Genomic DNA, 15,888 nt, shown 5'->3' on the forward strand with positions numbered 1-15,888 from the left:
GAGAGTTTCTTCTGGTGAGTGACACAACCCATGGTGGTGCGGTTGCGCTGGGCAGCCCGCCATCGGCCGACGACGGCCTGAGCGCGGCCGAGCTGGCCGCGAAGTACGGTCTGGCGGTCAGCGGCGCCCGGCCCGGACTCCGTGAATACGTGAGCCAGCTCCGCGGGCGGCGCCATTTCATCCTGGCGTTCTCCCGGGCGAAGCTGACCGCCCAGTACAGCCAGGCGAAGCTGGGGCAGCTGTGGCAGGTGGCGACCCCGCTCCTGAACGCCGCGGTCTACTTCCTCATCTTCGGACTGATCCTCGGTACGCGGAAGGGCTTCACGCAGGACGTCTTCATCCCGTTCCTGGTGACCGGGGTGTTCGTCTTCACCTTCACCCAGAACTCCGTGATGGCCGGCGTCCGCTCCATCTCCGGGAACCTCGGGCTGGTCCGGGCACTGCACTTCCCGCGGGCCTCGCTGCCGATCTCCTTCTCGCTCCAGCAGCTCCAGCAACTGCTGTACTCGATGATCGTGCTGCTCGCGGTCACGGTCGGATTCGGCAGCTACCCGCGCCTGTCGTGGCTGCTGGTCGTCCCGGCCCTGGCGATGCAGTTCTTCTTCAACACCGGACTGGCGCTCGCCATGGCGAGGCTCGGGGCGAAGACCCCCGACCTGGCCCAGCTGATGCCGTTCGTCATGCGCACCTGGATGTACGCGTCCGGGGTCATGTTCTCCATCCCGGTGATGCTCGCGGACAAGCCGGCCTGGATCACCGACGTGCTCCAGTACAACCCGGCGGCGATCTACATGGACCTGGTCCGGTTCGCCCTGATCGACGGTTACGGCTCCGAGAACCTGCCCGACCACGTCTGGGCGGTCGCCCTGGCCTGGTCGATCGTGGTGGGCCTGGTGGGCTTCGTGTACTTCTGGAAGGCAGAGGAACGGTACGGCCGTGGCTGACGACAACACCGCGGGGCGCGTCCCCACCGTGATCGCCGACGACGTGCACATCGTGTACCGGGTCAACGGCGGCGGCGGTGGCAAGGGCGGAGCCACCGCGGCCCTGAGCCGGATACTGCGCCGCGACAAGGGCGTGGAGCGCGGGGTGCGCAAGGTCCACGCCGTGCGCGGCGTCACCTTCACCGCCTACCGGGGCGAGGCGATCGGTCTCATCGGGACGAACGGCTCCGGCAAGTCGACCCTGCTGCGGGCCATCGCCGGTCTCCTGCCGACCGAGAGCGGCAGCGTCTACACGGACGGGCAGCCCTCGCTGCTCGGCGTCAACGCCGCGCTGATGAGCGACCTGACCGGCGAGCGCAACGTGGTCCTGGGCGGACTCGCGATGGGGATGAGCCGCGAGGAGATCCGCGAGCGCTACCAGGAGATCGTCGACTTCTCCGGCATCAACGAGAAGGGCGACTTCATCACCCTGCCCATGCGTACGTACTCCTCCGGCATGGCCGCCCGCCTCCGCTTCTCCATCGCGGCCGCCAAGAACCACGACGTCCTCATGATCGACGAGGCGCTGGCGACCGGTGACCGCAAGTTCCAGATCCGCTCCGAGGCGCGGATCAGGGAGCTGCGCAAGGAGGCCGGGACCGTCTTCCTGGTGAGCCACAGCAACAAGTCGATCAGGGACACCTGCGACCGGGTGCTGTGGCTGGAGAAGGGCGAACTGCTCATGGACGGCCCGACCGAAGAGGTCCTCAAGGCCTACGAGCGGGAGACCGGCAAGTAGGACGCACCGACCCCGCGTCACGCACCGGGCGGCCTCCGCCGGACCCTTCCGGCGGGGGCCGTGCCGTGTCCGGATCATGGACCGGGCCCCGAAGATCCACGCCTCGTCGTACGGCGCCCGCCGCGATCTCCTCCCGCCGGATGACGTGAACGCCTCCCGGTGGTAGCAAAGTTGACGCAGGCCACAGGTCCCGTACCGTGCGGCCCGTACCCCGGCGTTTGGATGAGCGTTGTACAACGTAAGCTGTACCGGTGCTGATTCGCCGCACCTGGGGCGATACCGCCTGGGCGGACGGCCCGTAGCCGTCCTCCGCACTCGGGACGGCGGGCGGCGTGTCCGGAATGGGATGTTTTGGGTCAGCAGTGTAGAACGGGAGATGTGACGGCTATGACGGAAGATCTCCAGCTCCGAGGTGCTCACGCCGTCCCCGCGCAGGGCGGTCCGCAGTGACCCGTACCCGGCAGGCGCGGCTCGATACCGCCGCATCCGGAACTCTCGACAAGGCAGCCGACGAGAACTTTCCGGTCGCCCCCTTCTTCCTGCCGCGCGCCTGGCGCGACGACCTGATGGCCGTCTACGGCTTCGCCCGGCTCGTCGACGACATCGGCGACGGCGACCTCGCTCCCGGCGGCGCCGACGCGACGCACCTCGGCCTCGACCCCGCCCGGGCCGACGACCGGCTCGCGATGCTCGACGCGCTCGAGAGCGACCTGCGCCGCGTCTTCGCCACCACCGGCGAGACCCCGCACCACCCGCTGATGCGGGCGCTGCGCCCCACCGCCCGGCGCCGCGCGCTCACCCCCGAGCCCTTCCTCGGCCTCATCGAGGCCAACCGCCAGGACCAGAAGGTCCGCCGCTACGGGACGTACGAGGAACTGCTCGCCTACTGCGAGCTCTCCGCCAACCCCGTCGGCCGCCTGGTCCTCCAGCTCACCGGGACCGCGAGCCCCGAGCGGCTGCGCCGCTCCGACGCCGTGTGCACCGCGCTGCAGATCGTCGAGCACCTCCAGGACGTCGCCGAGGACCTCGGCCGCGACCGCATCTACCTGCCGGCCGAGGACATGGCCCGGTTCCACGTCGGCGAGGCCGACCTGGCGGCGCCCACGGCGAACGCCTCGGTGCGCGCGCTGATCGCGTACGAAGCCGAACGCGCCCGGGATCTGCTGAATGAAGGCACCCCCCTCGTGGGTAGCGTCCACGGCAGACTCAGGCTGCTTCTCGCCGGATTCGTGGGAGGAGGACGCGCCGCCCTCACCGCGATCGCGGCCGCCGGCTTCGACGTACTGCCCGGACCACCCGGACCCACCAAGCCCAGCCTGCTGCGCGAAGTGGGAGTTGTCTTGCGAAGAGCGCGTAGAGAGGGGTGAGCCGGACCGTGGAGGGACAGACGACGTACATGTCGGCACCGGTACAGGCCGCATACAGTTACTGCGAGGCGGTCACCGGACAGCAGGCGCGTAACTTCGCGTACGGCATCAGGCTGCTGCCGGCCGAGAAGCGGCAGGCCATGTCGGCCCTGTACGCCTTCTCCCGTCGTGTCGACGACATCGGTGACGGCGAGCTGGAGCCGGAGACCAAGCGCGCCCGCCTGGAGAGCACCCGCACACTCCTGGACCGCGTCCGCACCGGAGCGGTCGACGAGGACGACACCGACCCGGTGGCCGTCGCGCTCGCGGACGCCTCCCGCAGGTTCCCGCTGCCGCTCGAAGGGCTCGACGAGCTCATCGACGGCGTGCTGATGGACGTGCGCGGCGCGACCTACGAGACCTGGGACGACCTCAAGGTCTACTGCCGGTGCGTCGCGGGCGCCATCGGCCGCCTCAGCCTCGGCGTCTTCGGTACGGAACCCGGCGCCCCCGGCACCGAGCGCGCCTCGGAGTACGCCGACACGCTCGGCCTCGCGCTCCAGCTGACGAACATCCTCCGCGACGTCCGCGAGGACGCGGGCAACGGCCGCACCTATCTGCCCGCCGACGACCTCGCCAAGTTCGGCTGCTCCGCGGGCTTCCACCGGGCCACCCCGCCGCCCGGCTCCGACTTCGCCGGGCTGATCCACTTCGAGGTCCGGCGCGCCCGCGCCCTGTTCGCCGAGGGATACCGGCTGCTGCCGATGCTCGACCGGCGCAGCGGAGCCTGCGTGGCGGCGATGGCCGGCATCTACCGCAGGCTCCTCGACCGCATCGAGCGCGACCCCGAGGCGGTGCTGCGCGGCCGGGTCTCGCTGCCGGGCCACGAGAAGGCGTACGTGGCGGTGCGCGGCCTGTCCGGTCTCGACGCCCGCCACATCTCCCGGCGCACGGCTCGAGGGCGTGTCTGAATGCGCCTCACGTACATCTCGCGCACCATGTGCATCAAGGATGAACGGTTCGGACGGCGGGCAACCCCCGGCCCGGCGACTGCGTCCCTGACTGAACAGACCCGACGGGAAAAGACCTGGCGAGAGGGGGACGCATGAGTGACGACGCGCCGCGCTCGTCCCGGGCGGCCGTGATCGGCGGGGGGATCGCCGGCGTCACCGCGGCCCTGCGTCTGGCCGACGCCGGGCTTGACGTGACCCTGCTCGAAGGACGCCCCCGGCTCGGCGGGCTCGCCTTCTCCTTCCGCCGCGGCGGACTGACGGTCGACAACGGCCAGCACGTCTACCTGCGCTGCTGCACCGCCTACCGCTGGTTCCTCGACCGGGTCGACAGCGCACGGCTGGCACCCCTGCAAAACCGTTTGGACGTGCCCGTTCTGGACGTCGGCCGGCCCTCGGGGCCCCGGCTGGGACGGCTGCGCCGCAACGCGCTCCCGGTCCCGCTGCACCTCGCCGCCGGACTCGCCGGGTATCCGCACCTGTCGCTCGCGGAGCGGGCCGGCGTCGCACGGGCCGCGCTGGCGCTCGGCCGGCTCGACCCGGACGACCCCGCGCTGGACGAGGACGACTTCGGCAGCTGGCTCGCCCGCCACGGCCAGTCGCCCCGCACCATCGAGGCGCTCTGGGACCTCGTCGGCGTCGCCACCCTCAACGCCACCGCGCCCAACTCCTCGCTCGCGCTGGCCGCGAAGGTCTTCAAGACCGGGCTGCTCTCCGAGCCGGGCGCCGCCGACATCGGCTGGGCCGCCGTACCGCTCGGCGACATCCACGACACCATGAGCCGCAAGGCCCTGGACTCGGCGGGCGTCCGCACCGAACTGCGCACCAAGGCGGGCGCCCTGACCCGTACCGACGAGGGACACTGGCTGGTCGACACCGGCGCCGAACGGATCGAGGCGGAGACCGTCGTCCTGGCCGTGCCGCAGCGCGAGGCCCACGACCTGCTGCCCGCGGGCGCGCTCGACGCACCGGACCGGCTCCTGGACATCGGCACCTCGCCGATCCTCAACGTGCACGTCGTCTACGACCGCAAGGTGCTGAAGCGGCCGTTCTTCGCCGCGCTCGGCTCGCCGGTCCAGTGGGTCTTCGACCGTACCGAGACCTCCGGCCTCACCGGCCCCGGCCAGTACCTCGCGGTCTCCCAGTCCGCGGCCGGCGACGAGATCGACCTGCCCGTCGCCGAACTGCGCGCCCGCTACCTGCCCGAGCTGGAACGGCTCCTGCCTGCCGCCCGCGGCGCGGGAATCCGGGACTTCTTCGTCACCCGCGAGCGCACCGCGACGTTCGCGCCCGCGCCCGGCGTCGGCCGGCTGCGGCCCGGGACGCGCACCCGTGCGCCCGGCCTCTTCCTGGCAGGTGCCTGGACCGCCACCGGCTGGCCCGCCACGATGGAGGGCGCGGTGCGCAGCGGCGCGAGTGCCGCGGACGCCGCCCTCCTGGCGCTCGGCCGCGCACATGGACATCCGCTGCAGGAGGCGGCATGAGCAGTACCACCGGAACAAGAGGAGAGTCAGTGACCCCGGCGAATCCGGCTTCCGACACCGTGGCGGACACCACGGACGTCACCGCGCTTCTGGAGCGCGGACGGGCCCTTTCCGCGCCGGTGCTCCGGGCCGCCGTCGACCGGCTCGCACCGCCCATGGACACCGTGGCCGCCTATCACTTCGGCTGGATCGATGCCCAGGGCAGGCCCTCCGACGGCGACGGCGGCAAGGCCGTCCGCCCGGCGCTGGCCCTGCTGTCCGCGGAGGCGTCCGGTGCCCCGGCCGAGGCCGGCGTGCCCGGCGCCGTGGCCGTCGAACTCGTGCACAACTTCTCGCTGCTGCACGACGACCTGATGGACGGCGACGAGCAGCGGCGCCACCGCGACACCGTATGGAAGGTGCACGGCCCCGCCCAGGCGATCCTGGTCGGCGACGCCCTGTTCGCCCTGGCCAACGAGGTCCTGCTGGAGCTCGGCACGGCCGAGGCGGGCCGCGCGGCCCGGCGGCTGACCTCGGCCACCCGCAAGCTCATCGACGGGCAGGCCCAGGACATCTCCTACGAGCACCGCGAGCGCGTCACCGTCGAGGAGTGCCTGGAGATGGAGGGCAACAAGACCGGCGCCCTCCTCGCCTGCGCCTGCTCCATCGGCGCGGTGCTCGGCGGCGCCGACGACCGTACCGCCGACGTCCTGGAGGCGTACGGACACCACCTCGGGCTCGCCTTCCAGGCGGTCGACGACCTCCTCGGCATCTGGGGCGATCCCGAGTCCACTGGCAAGCAGACCTGGAGCGATCTGCGCCAGCGCAAGAAGTCCCTGCCGGTCGTCGCCGCGCTCGCCGCGGGCGGGCCGGCCTCCGAGCGTCTGGGCGAACTGCTCGCCGCGGACGCCAAGAGCAGTGACTTCGACAGCTTCTCCGAAGAGGAGTTCGCCGCACGTGCGGCGCTCATCGAGGAGGCGGGCGGCCGAGAGTGGACCGCCCAGGAGGCACGTCGTCAGCATGCGGTCGCCATCGAGGTGCTGCACGGTGTCGACATGCCGGAAACCGTGCGGGCGCAGCTCACCGCGCTCGCGGACTTCGTTGTTGTACGAAAGAGATGATCACCATCTGGTCCATATGACTCGCAGTCGCCGGCCGGTGCCCGAACGGGTGCCGGCCGACGGAGACCCCAGCACAGCAGAGGACCGACTGCACGAAGGGGAAGCCATGACAGCGACGACCGACGGAAGCACCGGGGCCGTTGATCCCCGAGCAGCCTCGGCCAGTAGACAGACAACCGAACCAACCATCGCCGCGGACGGTGTACTGACCGCCGCGCGGCGGGCCGCGGAGCGCTCGGTGGAGCACCTCCTCGGCAGGCAGGACGAGCAGGGCTGGTGGAAGGGCGACCTCGCCACCAACGTCACCATGGACGCCGAGGACCTTCTGCTCCGCCAGTTCCTCGGCATCCAGGACCCTGCCACGGTCCGGGCGGCCGGCCGCTACATCCGCGGCGAGCAGCTCGGCGACGGAACCTGGGCCACCTTCCACGGCGGCCCGGGGGACCTTTCCGCCACCATCGAGGCCTACGTCGCGCTGCGGCTGGCCGGTGACCGGCCGGAAGACCCCCATATGGCCCGGGCCGCCGGCTGGGTCAGGGAACAGGGCGGGATCGCGGCGAGCCGGGTCTTCACCCGCATCTGGCTGGCCCTCTTCGGCTGGTGGAAGTGGGACGACCTGCCGGAGTTGCCGCCCGAGTTGATGTTCTTTCCCAAGTGGGCCCCGCTCAATATCTACGACTTCGGCTGCTGGGCCCGCCAGACCATCGTGCCGCTCACCGTCGTCTCGGCGAAGCGGCCGGTACGCCCGGCCCCGTTCGCCCTGGACGAGCTGCACACCGACCCCGACCACCCGAACCCGCCCAAACGCCCCGCCCCGGCGGCGAGTTGGGACGGCCTTTTCCAGCGCCTCGACAAGGCGCTGCATGTCTACCACCGTTTCGCGCCGCGACGGCTGCGCCGCAGCGCCATGAACGCCGCCGCCCGCTGGATCATCGAACGCCAGGAGAACGACGGCTGCTGGGGCGGCATCCAGCCGCCCGCCGTTTACTCGGTCATCGCTCTGCACCTCCTCGGCTACGACCTCGAACACCCGGTGATGCGGGCCGGCCTCGAATCGCTCGACCGCTTCGCCGTGTGGCGCGAGGACGGTGCCCGCATGATCGAGGCCTGCCAGTCACCGGTCTGGGACACCTGCCTGGCCACCATCGCGCTCGCCGACGCCGGGGTCGCCCCCGACCACCCGGCGCTCGTGAAGGCGGCGGACTGGATGCTCGGCGAGGAGATCGACCGGCCGGGCGACTGGGCGGTGCGCAGGCCCCGGCTGGAGCCGGGCGGCTGGGCCTTCGAATTCCACAATGACAACTATCCCGATATCGACGACACCGCGGAGGTGGTCCTCGCACTGCGCCGGGTCCGCCACCCCGAACCGGCCCGGGTGGACGCCGCCATCGCGCGCGGCGTGCGCTGGAACGTCGGCATGCAGTCCCGCAACGGGGCCTGGGGGGCGTTCGACGCGGACAACACCAGCGCGTTCCCCAACCGGTTGCCCTTCTGCGACTTCGGCGAGGTCATCGACCCGCCGTCCGCCGACGTCACCGGCCATGTGGTCGAGATGCTCGCCGTCGAGGGCCACGCCGGCCACCCCGTCACCCGGCGCGGCATCGAGTGGCTGCTCGCCGAACAGGACGTGAGCGGCGGCTGGTTCGGGCGCTGGGGCGTCAACTACGTATACGGCACGGGGTCGGTGGTCCCCGCGCTGATCGCCGCCGGACTGCCCGCCGCGCACCCCGCGATCCGGCGCGCGGTCGACTGGCTGGAATCCATCCAGAACGACGACGGCGGCTGGGGCGAGGACCTTCGCTCCTACGTCGAAGAGAAGTGGATCGGTCAGGGGGCGTCCACCGCGTCCCAGACCGCCTGGGCGCTGCTGGCACTGCTCGCCGCGGGCCGGCGGGACACCGTCGCCGTGACGCGCGGCATCGCCTGGCTGACCGAGACCCAGCAGGCCGACGGCTCCTGGGACGAGCCGTACTTCACCGGTACCGGTTTCCCCTGGGACTTCTCCATCAACTACCACCTCTACCGGCAGGTCTTCCCGCTCACCGCACTCGGGCGGTACGTGCACGGCGACCCGTTCGCGGGCCGCACGGCGACGCGCGAGGAGGCCTGATGGGCGATGCCCAAGGGCCGGCCGGCCCCGCCGCCCCGCTGCTGATCGCCTGCGCGCTCGGCATCGAACAGCTCGCCCTGCGCACCGGCAGGGGGAGGACGGTGGGCGCCCCGGAACGGGTCACCGTGCTCCGTACCGGCATGGGCCCCAGGGCGGCCGAGGCCGCCGTGGGGCGTGCGCTCGGTCCGGGCGGGGCCGGGGCGCCGGGCACCGCGGTCATCGCCGCGGGGTTCTGCGCCGGCCTCGCGCCCGGGATGCACCCGGGCGACCTGGTGGTGGCCGAGGAGACCCGGGCGGTGGGCGACCCCGTCCGCTGTACGGGCACGGACCTGCTGGCCGACGCGCTGGCCAGGGCCGTACCGGGTCGCACCGTCCACACCGGTCCGCTGACCGGCTCCGATCATGTCGTCCGGGGACATGAGCGGGCCGAGCTGCGGGCCACCGGGGCGATCGCGGTGGACATGGAGTCCGCCGCGACCCTGCGCACCGCCCTGCGGTCCGGGCCATGCCCGGTTGCGGCCGTACGGGTGGTCGTGGACGCTCCGGAGCATGAGCTCGTCCGCATCGGCACGGTCCGCGGTGGAATATCGGCTTTCCGCGTCCTCCGTGCCGTACTACCGGCTTTTTATGAATGGCACCGATCTTTGCTGCTCCCCAGGAGGTGAGCTAGATGGCCATGCCGCTTCGTCAGACCATCAAGGTTGCGACGTACCTTGCCGAACAGAAGCTCCGCAGGCGGGAGAAGTTCCCGTTGATCGTCGAGCTGGAGCCGCTGTTCGCCTGCAATCTCGCCTGCGAGGGCTGCGGGAAGATTCAGCATCCGGCCGGAGTCCTCAAGCAGCGCATGCCGGTGGCCCAGGCCGTCGGCGCGGTGCTCGAATCCGGCGCCCCGATGGTTTCCATCGCGGGCGGCGAGCCGCTGATGCACCCGCAGATCGACGAGATCGTGCGCCAGCTCGTGGCGAAGAGGAAGTACGTCTTCCTCTGCACCAACGCGATGCTGCTGCGCAAGAAGATCGAGAAGTTCACGCCGTCGCCGTACTTCGCGTTCGCCGTGCACATCGACGGGCTGCGCGAGCGGCACGACGAATCGGTCGCCAAGGAAGGGGTGTTCGACGAGGCCGTGGCGGCGATCAAGGAGGCCAAGCGGCGCGGCTTCCGGGTCACCACCAACTCCACGTTCTTCAACACCGACACCCCGCAGACCATCATCGAGGTCCTGAACTACCTCAACGACGACCTCAAGGTCGACGAGATGATGATCTCGCCCGCCTACGCGTACGAGAAGGCGCCCGACCAGGAGCACTTCCTGGGGGTCGAGCAGACCCGGGAGCTGTTCAAGAAGTCCTTCGCCGGCGGTAACCGCGGCCGGTGGCGCCTGAACCACTCGCCGCTCTTCCTGGACTTCCTGGAGGGCAAGGCGGACTTCCCGTGCACGGCCTGGGCCATTCCGAACTACTCGCTGTTCGGCTGGCAGCGGCCCTGCTACCTGATGAGCGACGGGTACGTGCCGACGTACCGCCAGCTCATCGAGGAGACCGACTGGGACAAGTACGGCCGGGGCAAGGACCCGCGCTGCGCCAACTGCATGGCGCACTGCGGCTACGAGCCCACCGCCGTGCTCGCCACCATGGGGTCGCTGAAGGAGTCCCTGCGCGCCGCGCGCGAGACCGTCGGCGGGAACCGGTGACCTGAGATCCGGTCGCCGAGCCGGCGGGCGCGGCCGGTGCCGCGCCCGCCGGCATGGACGGCGCCGGGGCTCCCTCCGGGGAGTCCCGGCCGTCACCTGAGCTGGAACAGGAGCAGAGAGGGGGCCCGGGCATGACGCTGCTGCAGAGCATCCGGGGGCCGCACGATCTCAAGGCACTGAACGCGTCACAACTCGGCGAACTCGCCGACGACATCCGTACGTTCCTGGTGCAGGCCGTGGCCAGGACCGGGGGCCATCTGGGCCCCAACCTCGGGGTGGTGGAGCTGACCATCGCCCTGCACCGGGTCTTCGACTCACCCGTGGACCGCGTCCTGTGGGACACCGGCCACCAGAGCTACGTGCACAAACTCCTCACCGGGCGCCAGGACTTCTCCAAGCTGCGCAGCAAGGGCGGCCTGTCCGGCTACCCGTCCCGCGAGGAGTCGGAGCACGACGTCATCGAGAACTCGCACGCCTCCACCGTCCTGGGCTGGGCCGACGGCCTCGCCAAGGCCAACGAGGTGCGCGGCAAGGACGACCACGTCGTCGCGGTCATCGGTGACGGAGCCCTCACCGGCGGCATGGCTTGGGAGGCGCTGAACAACATCGCCGCCGCCAAGGACCGCCCGCTGATCATCGTCGTCAACGACAACGAACGCTCCTACGCCCCCACCATCGGCGGCCTCGCCCGCCACCTGGCGACCCTGCGCACCACCGACGGCTACGAGCGCTTCCTCGCCTGGGGCAAGGACCTCCTGGAACGCACCCCCGTCATCGGTCAGCCGCTGTACGGGTCGCTGCACGGGGCGAAGAAGGGGTTCAAGGACTTCATCGCCCCGCAGGGCATGTTCGAGGACCTGGGGCTGAAGTACATCGGCCCGGTCGACGGGCACGACACCGCCGCCGTCGAGGCGGCGCTGCAGCGCGCCAAGCGCTTCCAGGGCCCGGTGCTCGTGCACTGCATCACCGAGAAGGGGCGCGGCTACGCCCCCGCCCTGAGGGACGAGGCGGACCGCTTCCACACCGTCGGCGCCATGGACCCGCTGACCTGCGTCCCGCTCGCCCCCTCGGCCGGCCCGTCCTGGACCTCCGTGTTCGGGGACGAGATCGCGGCGATCGGGGCCGAGCGGCCGGACGTCGTCGCGCTCACCGCCGCGATGCTGGACCCCGTTGGGCTGACGAAGTTCGCCGAGGCGTTCCCCGACCGCGTCTGGGACGTGGGCATCGCCGAACAGCACGCCGCGGTCAGCGCCGCCGGGCTCGCCACGGGCGGGCTGCACCCGGTCGTCGCCGTCTACGCCACCTTCCTGAACCGGGCGTTCGACCAGCTGCTGATGGACGTCGCCCTGCACAGGTGCGGCGTGACGTTCGTCCTGGACCGGGCCGGGGTCACCGGGCCCGACGGCGCCTCGCACAACGGCATGTGGGACATGTCCGTGCTCCAGGTCGTGCCCGGGCTGCGCATCGCGGCCCCGCGCGACGCGGAGCGGCTGCGGGAGGAACTGCGCGAGGCCGTCGCGGTGGACGACGCGCCGACACTGGTCCGGTTCCCGAAGGAGTCGGTGGGCGAGCCGGTCCCCGCGATCGGGCGGATCGGCGGCATGGACGTGCTGCGGCGCGCCGAGGACGCCGATGTGCTGCTCGTCGCCGTCGGCGTGATGGCGCCCGTCTGCCTGCGTACCGCCGAACTGCTCGCCGGAGCGGGCATCCGCTGCACCGTGGTGGACCCGCGCTGGGTCAAACCGGTCGACGCGCGGCTGGCACCGCTCGCGGCGGAGCACCGGCTCGTCGCCGTCGTCGAGGACAACAGCCGTGCGGGGGGCGTCGGTTCGGCGGTCGGCCAGGCGCTGCGGGACGCCGGCGTCGATGTACCGCTGCGGACCTTCGGCATTCCCGAGCAGTTCCTCGCACACGGCAAGAGGGCCGAGGTGCTGGCCGACATCGGACTCACACCGGTCGAGATCGCGGGCCGGATCAGCGCCGCGACGGCCGCCCGGACAGCGGGCGGCGGCCCGGGGCACGGCGCCCCGGCCAACGGGCACAAGGAGAGCGGGGCATGAAGGACGACGAGCCCAAGGGCTTCGATCTGGCGCGGCTACTCGCCGAGCGCGGCGCCGAACGCTACGAACTGCACACCAAGCACCTCAACCACCAGCTCCCGCGCATGCTGCACACCATCGGCTTCGACAAGGTCTACGAACGGGCCGAGGGTGCGCACTTCTGGGACGCGGAGGGCAACGACTACCTGGACATGCTCGCCGGTTTCGGCGTGATGGGGCTCGGCCGGCACCACCCCGTCGTACGCAAGGCGCTGCACGACGTCCTGGACGCCTCGCTCGCCGACCTGACCCGCTTCGACTGCCAGCCGCTGCCGGGTCTGCTGGCGGAGAAGCTGCTGAGCCACAGTCCGCACCTGGACCGGGTGTTCTTCGGCAACAGCGGCACGGAGGCCGTCGAGACGGCGCTCAAGTTCGCCCGGTACGCCACCGGCAGGCCGCGCATCCTGTACTGCGACCACGCCTTCCACGGGCTGACCACCGGCTCCCTCTCGGTCAACGGCGAGGGCGGCTTCCGCGACGGCTTCGCCCCGCTGCTGCCCGACACCGCCATCGCGCTCGGTGACCTCGACGCCCTGCGGCGGGAGCTCAAGCGCGGCGACGTGGCCGCGCTCGTGGTGGAGCCGATCCAGGGCAAGGGCGTGCACGCCGCGCCGCCCGGGTTCCTGCGCGAGGCCCAGGAGCTGCTGCACAAGCACAAGGCCCTCCTCATCGCCGACGAGGTGCAGACGGGTCTGGGCAGGACCGGCGACTTCTACGCGTACCAGCACGAGGAGGGCGTCGAACCCGACCTGGTCTGCGTCGCCAAGGCGCTCTCCGGCGGGTACGTCCCGGTCGGGGCGACGCTCGGCAAGGACTGGATCTTCAAGCGGGTCTACTCCTCGATGGACCGGGTCCTCGTCCACTCCGCGAGTTTCGGCTCCAACGCGCAGGCCATGGCGGCAGGACTCGCGGTGCTCTCGGTGATGGAGGACGAGGAGACCGTGGCGCACGCGCGCCGCACCGGCGACCTGCTGCGCGAGCGGCTGTCCGCGCTCGTCGGCCGCTACGAGCTGCTGCACGAGGTGCGGGGGCGCGGGCTGATGATCGGCATCGAGTTCGGCCGCCCGTCCTCGCTGAAGCTGCGCAGTCGCTGGACCATGCTCCAGGCGGCCCGCAAGGGGCTCTTCGCGCAGATGGTGGTCGTGCCCCTGTTGCAGAAGCACCGCATCCTCACCCAGGTCTCCGGCGACCACCTCGAAGTGATCAAGCTGATTCCGCCGCTGGTGATCGACGACGCGGACGTGGACCGGTTCGTGAGTGCGTTCACGGCCGTCATGGACGACGCGCACAGCGGCGGCGGGCTGATGTGGGACTTCGGCCGGACCCTGGTGAAGCAGGCGGTCGCCAACCGCTGAGGCTTTTGCCTCGGAGGCAAGAAATTTGCCTCCGAGGAAAGTCTTTGGCCCAATGGAGGCATGAATCCTCCGGACGGTCAGGTGGCCGACGAGCTTCCCGGCGTCGCGCCACGTCTGCGCGACCTGCGCCGCGGCCGTGGTCTCACCCTGGAGACCGCGGCGCAGCGCGCCGGGCTCTCGCCCGCCCATCTGTCCCGGCTCGAAACGGGCCGGCGCCAGCCCTCGCTGCCGATGCTGCTCCAGCTGGCCAGGATCTACGGTACGACGGTTTCCGAGCTGCTCGGCGAGATCCCCCCGGAACGTGACGCGATCGTCCGAGGCCGCCCGTTCGAGGGCGCGGAGGCCGACGGCTGGTTGTACCAGCAGGCCGGCGGCTCCGGCCGGGCCATGCAGGCGCTGCGCGTCCGCGTCCCGTACGGCGCCCAGGGCGACCTGGTCCGCGTCCACCCCGGCGAGGAGTGGCTGTACGTCCTGGCGGGCCGCCTGCGGGTGACGCTCGGCGAGACGGTGCACGACCTCGCCCCCGGGGACAGCGCGCACTTCGACTCGCTCACCCCGCACCGGATCGCGGCCCCGGAACCGGACGGCTCCGAGCTGCTCTTCGTCCACACCCTGCTGCAGAGCCCCGCCGCCGAGCTGTGCCTCGGCAGCGGAATCCATCGTCGCTAGGGCGTGTTCTGAGAGTGCCGCCTGCCGGTCGGGCGGACGGCGTTACTTTCACAACACGCCCTGGACGTACCCGCGGCCGGGCCCCCGGTCGCCAGAGAGGCCTGTCATGTCCGACTCCGAGAACTACGACCCGCTCACCCCCGCCAAGCGTGCGAACGCCGACACGCAGGAGAAGAAGATGCCCCGCGGGCTCGTCATCCGGCTGTTCGCCTACCTGGTGGCCGGGCACGTCATCGCCGGGTTCCTGTACCTGCTGTTCGCGGTGGGGATGCACAACCAGTAGGCCCCCTCGGCTCGATCAGCCCTCGTCGAGGAGCCGTTCGCGCAGCCGCTCCCGGATGGCGGGCGTGAGCCCCAGGCCGTCGGCGAGGTAGACGTCGGTGCCGCCCCAGGTCTCGTCGATGGCCGCGAAGGCCGCGGCGAGGTAGTCGGGGTGGGCGCCGAAGAGCGGGTTCAGCAGTTCCATCACCTCCGGCGACATCCCGGCCGGCGAGGTGTCGCTGCGGTGGACCCGGTAGCGGCGGTGCGCGTCGTTGGACTTGAGGTAGTCGGCCTCGATGGTCTCGCGCCCGACACCGACCGCCAGCAGCGTCACCGCGATGGTGAGCCCGGCCCGGTCCTTGCCGGCCGCGCAGTGCATCAGCGCGGGCACGCTGTCCTCGGCCAGCGCGTGCAGGACCCGGCTGTGCTCGGCCGTGCGGTCCAGGATGATCGCGCGGTAGGAGGCGACCATGCGGCGGGTCCCCTTCCCGTCGGCCAGGATCGAGCGCAGCTCGTCCATGCCGCCGTCGCGCACCATCCGCCAGAACTCGGCCCCGTCCGCCGGGTCGCTGAGCGGGATGCTCACATTGCGTACGCCCGGCAGCTCCACGTCGAGGCCGTCCAGCTTGTGGTCCGCCGCGTTGCGGAAGTCGAAGACGGTGTGCAGGCCGAGCCCGCTGAGGAACGCCGTGTCCTCGACCGTCGCGTGCGCCAGGTGGCCACTGCGGTAGAGCTTTCCGTACCGCACCCGGCGGCCGTCGGACGTGGGCAGTCCGCCCACGTCCCGGAAGTTGCGGATGCCGGCCAGTACGGGCTCCGCCGGCGGGGTCTGCGGCAGCTGCTGCGTCACGGTCACTCCTGAAGGCTCTGCCCCGGCGCCTGTCGCCGACGGGCCCACGCCCGTGACGATACGACATCGATTCCTAGGACAACCATCTCGGTCAGCGCCCTTCGGAGGTGCCGGACCGGGCTCGATTTCCGTGTGCGGGGCGTTGCCCTCCCTCCCCGTGCGGTCGATGATGTGCGGAACTGTGCGAATCTG

Annotated in this window: 14 protein-coding genes; 13 read left to right on the top strand and 1 reads right to left on the bottom strand. The window is 71.3% G+C overall.

Annotation, left to right across the window (positions count from 1 at the left end):
* Positions 1-14 precede the first annotated feature (14 nt).
* From E6P78_RS06830 to E6P78_RS32700, 13 genes are all read left to right on the top strand, one after another.
* The gene (locus E6P78_RS06830) at positions 15-944 is read left to right on the top strand and encodes an ABC transporter permease (protein ID WP_136202609.1); all 930 of its coding nucleotides are present in this window, start codon (positions 15-17) and stop codon (positions 942-944) included.
* On the top strand, positions 937-1,722 hold the full coding sequence (locus tag E6P78_RS06835; protein ID WP_136202610.1) for an ABC transporter ATP-binding protein: 786 nt from the start codon (positions 937-939) through the stop codon (positions 1,720-1,722). Before E6P78_RS06830 ends, E6P78_RS06835 begins: the two co-directional genes overlap by 8 nt.
* Before the next feature lie 446 nt (positions 1,723-2,168).
* Positions 2,169-3,089 carry a squalene synthase HpnC gene (gene hpnC / locus E6P78_RS06840; protein ID WP_136202611.1) on the top strand — a complete coding sequence of 307 codons (921 nt, stop codon included), beginning with the start codon at positions 2,169-2,171 and terminating at the stop codon, positions 3,087-3,089.
* Positions 3,090-3,118: 29 nt separating this feature from the next.
* Complete coding sequence (gene hpnD, locus E6P78_RS06845) at positions 3,119-4,039, top strand: presqualene diphosphate synthase HpnD (protein WP_206307742.1); 921 nt, start codon at positions 3,119-3,121, stop codon at positions 4,037-4,039.
* 134 nt (positions 4,040-4,173) lie between these two features.
* Complete coding sequence (gene hpnE, locus E6P78_RS06850) at positions 4,174-5,562, top strand: hydroxysqualene dehydroxylase HpnE (protein ID WP_136202613.1); 1,389 nt, start codon at positions 4,174-4,176, stop codon at positions 5,560-5,562.
* Positions 5,559-6,662: a polyprenyl synthetase family protein gene (locus tag E6P78_RS06855; RefSeq protein WP_168712578.1), complete on the top strand. Its 1,104-nt coding sequence runs from the start codon at positions 5,559-5,561 to the stop codon at positions 6,660-6,662. The genes hpnE and E6P78_RS06855 overlap by 4 nt, the downstream gene beginning before the upstream one ends.
* A gap of 106 nt (positions 6,663-6,768) precedes the next feature.
* A complete protein-coding gene (gene shc / locus E6P78_RS06860) occupies positions 6,769-8,772 on the top strand; it encodes a squalene--hopene cyclase (RefSeq protein ID WP_136202615.1) in 2,004 nt (667 codons plus the stop codon).
* Positions 8,772-9,437: a 1-hydroxy-2-methyl-2-butenyl 4-diphosphate reductase gene (locus E6P78_RS06865; protein ID WP_136202616.1), complete on the top strand. Its 666-nt coding sequence runs from the start codon at positions 8,772-8,774 to the stop codon at positions 9,435-9,437. The genes shc and E6P78_RS06865 overlap by 1 nt, the downstream gene beginning before the upstream one ends.
* A gap of 5 nt (positions 9,438-9,442) precedes the next feature.
* The gene (hpnH, locus tag E6P78_RS06870; protein ID WP_136202617.1) at positions 9,443-10,462 is read left to right on the top strand and encodes an adenosyl-hopene transferase HpnH; all 1,020 of its coding nucleotides are present in this window, start codon (positions 9,443-9,445) and stop codon (positions 10,460-10,462) included.
* Positions 10,463-10,593: 131 nt separating this feature from the next.
* Complete coding sequence (gene dxs, locus E6P78_RS06875) at positions 10,594-12,522, top strand: 1-deoxy-D-xylulose-5-phosphate synthase (protein ID WP_136202618.1); 1,929 nt, start codon at positions 10,594-10,596, stop codon at positions 12,520-12,522.
* Positions 12,519-13,916: an aspartate aminotransferase family protein gene (locus E6P78_RS06880; protein ID WP_136202619.1), complete on the top strand. Its 1,398-nt coding sequence runs from the start codon at positions 12,519-12,521 to the stop codon at positions 13,914-13,916. The genes dxs and E6P78_RS06880 overlap by 4 nt, the downstream gene beginning before the upstream one ends.
* A 60-nt stretch (positions 13,917-13,976) precedes the next feature.
* Complete coding sequence (locus tag E6P78_RS06885) at positions 13,977-14,585, top strand: XRE family transcriptional regulator (protein WP_136202620.1); 609 nt, start codon at positions 13,977-13,979, stop codon at positions 14,583-14,585.
* 106 nt (positions 14,586-14,691) lie between these two features.
* Positions 14,692-14,868 carry a DUF6126 family protein gene (locus tag E6P78_RS32700; RefSeq protein WP_168712579.1) on the top strand — a complete coding sequence of 59 codons (177 nt, stop codon included), beginning with the start codon at positions 14,692-14,694 and terminating at the stop codon, positions 14,866-14,868.
* A gap of 15 nt (positions 14,869-14,883) precedes the next feature.
* Here the strand turns inward: E6P78_RS32700 and E6P78_RS06890 are convergent, their stop codons facing one another.
* Positions 14,884-15,696: a tyrosine-protein phosphatase gene (locus E6P78_RS06890; protein ID WP_136202621.1), complete on the bottom strand. Its 813-nt coding sequence runs from the start codon at positions 15,694-15,696 to the stop codon at positions 14,884-14,886.
* Positions 15,697-15,888 lie beyond the last annotated feature (192 nt).

The sequence above is a fragment of the Streptomyces sp. A0958 genome (assembly GCF_004795035.1).
Classification (GTDB): Bacteria; Actinomycetota; Actinomycetes; order Streptomycetales; family Streptomycetaceae; genus Streptomyces.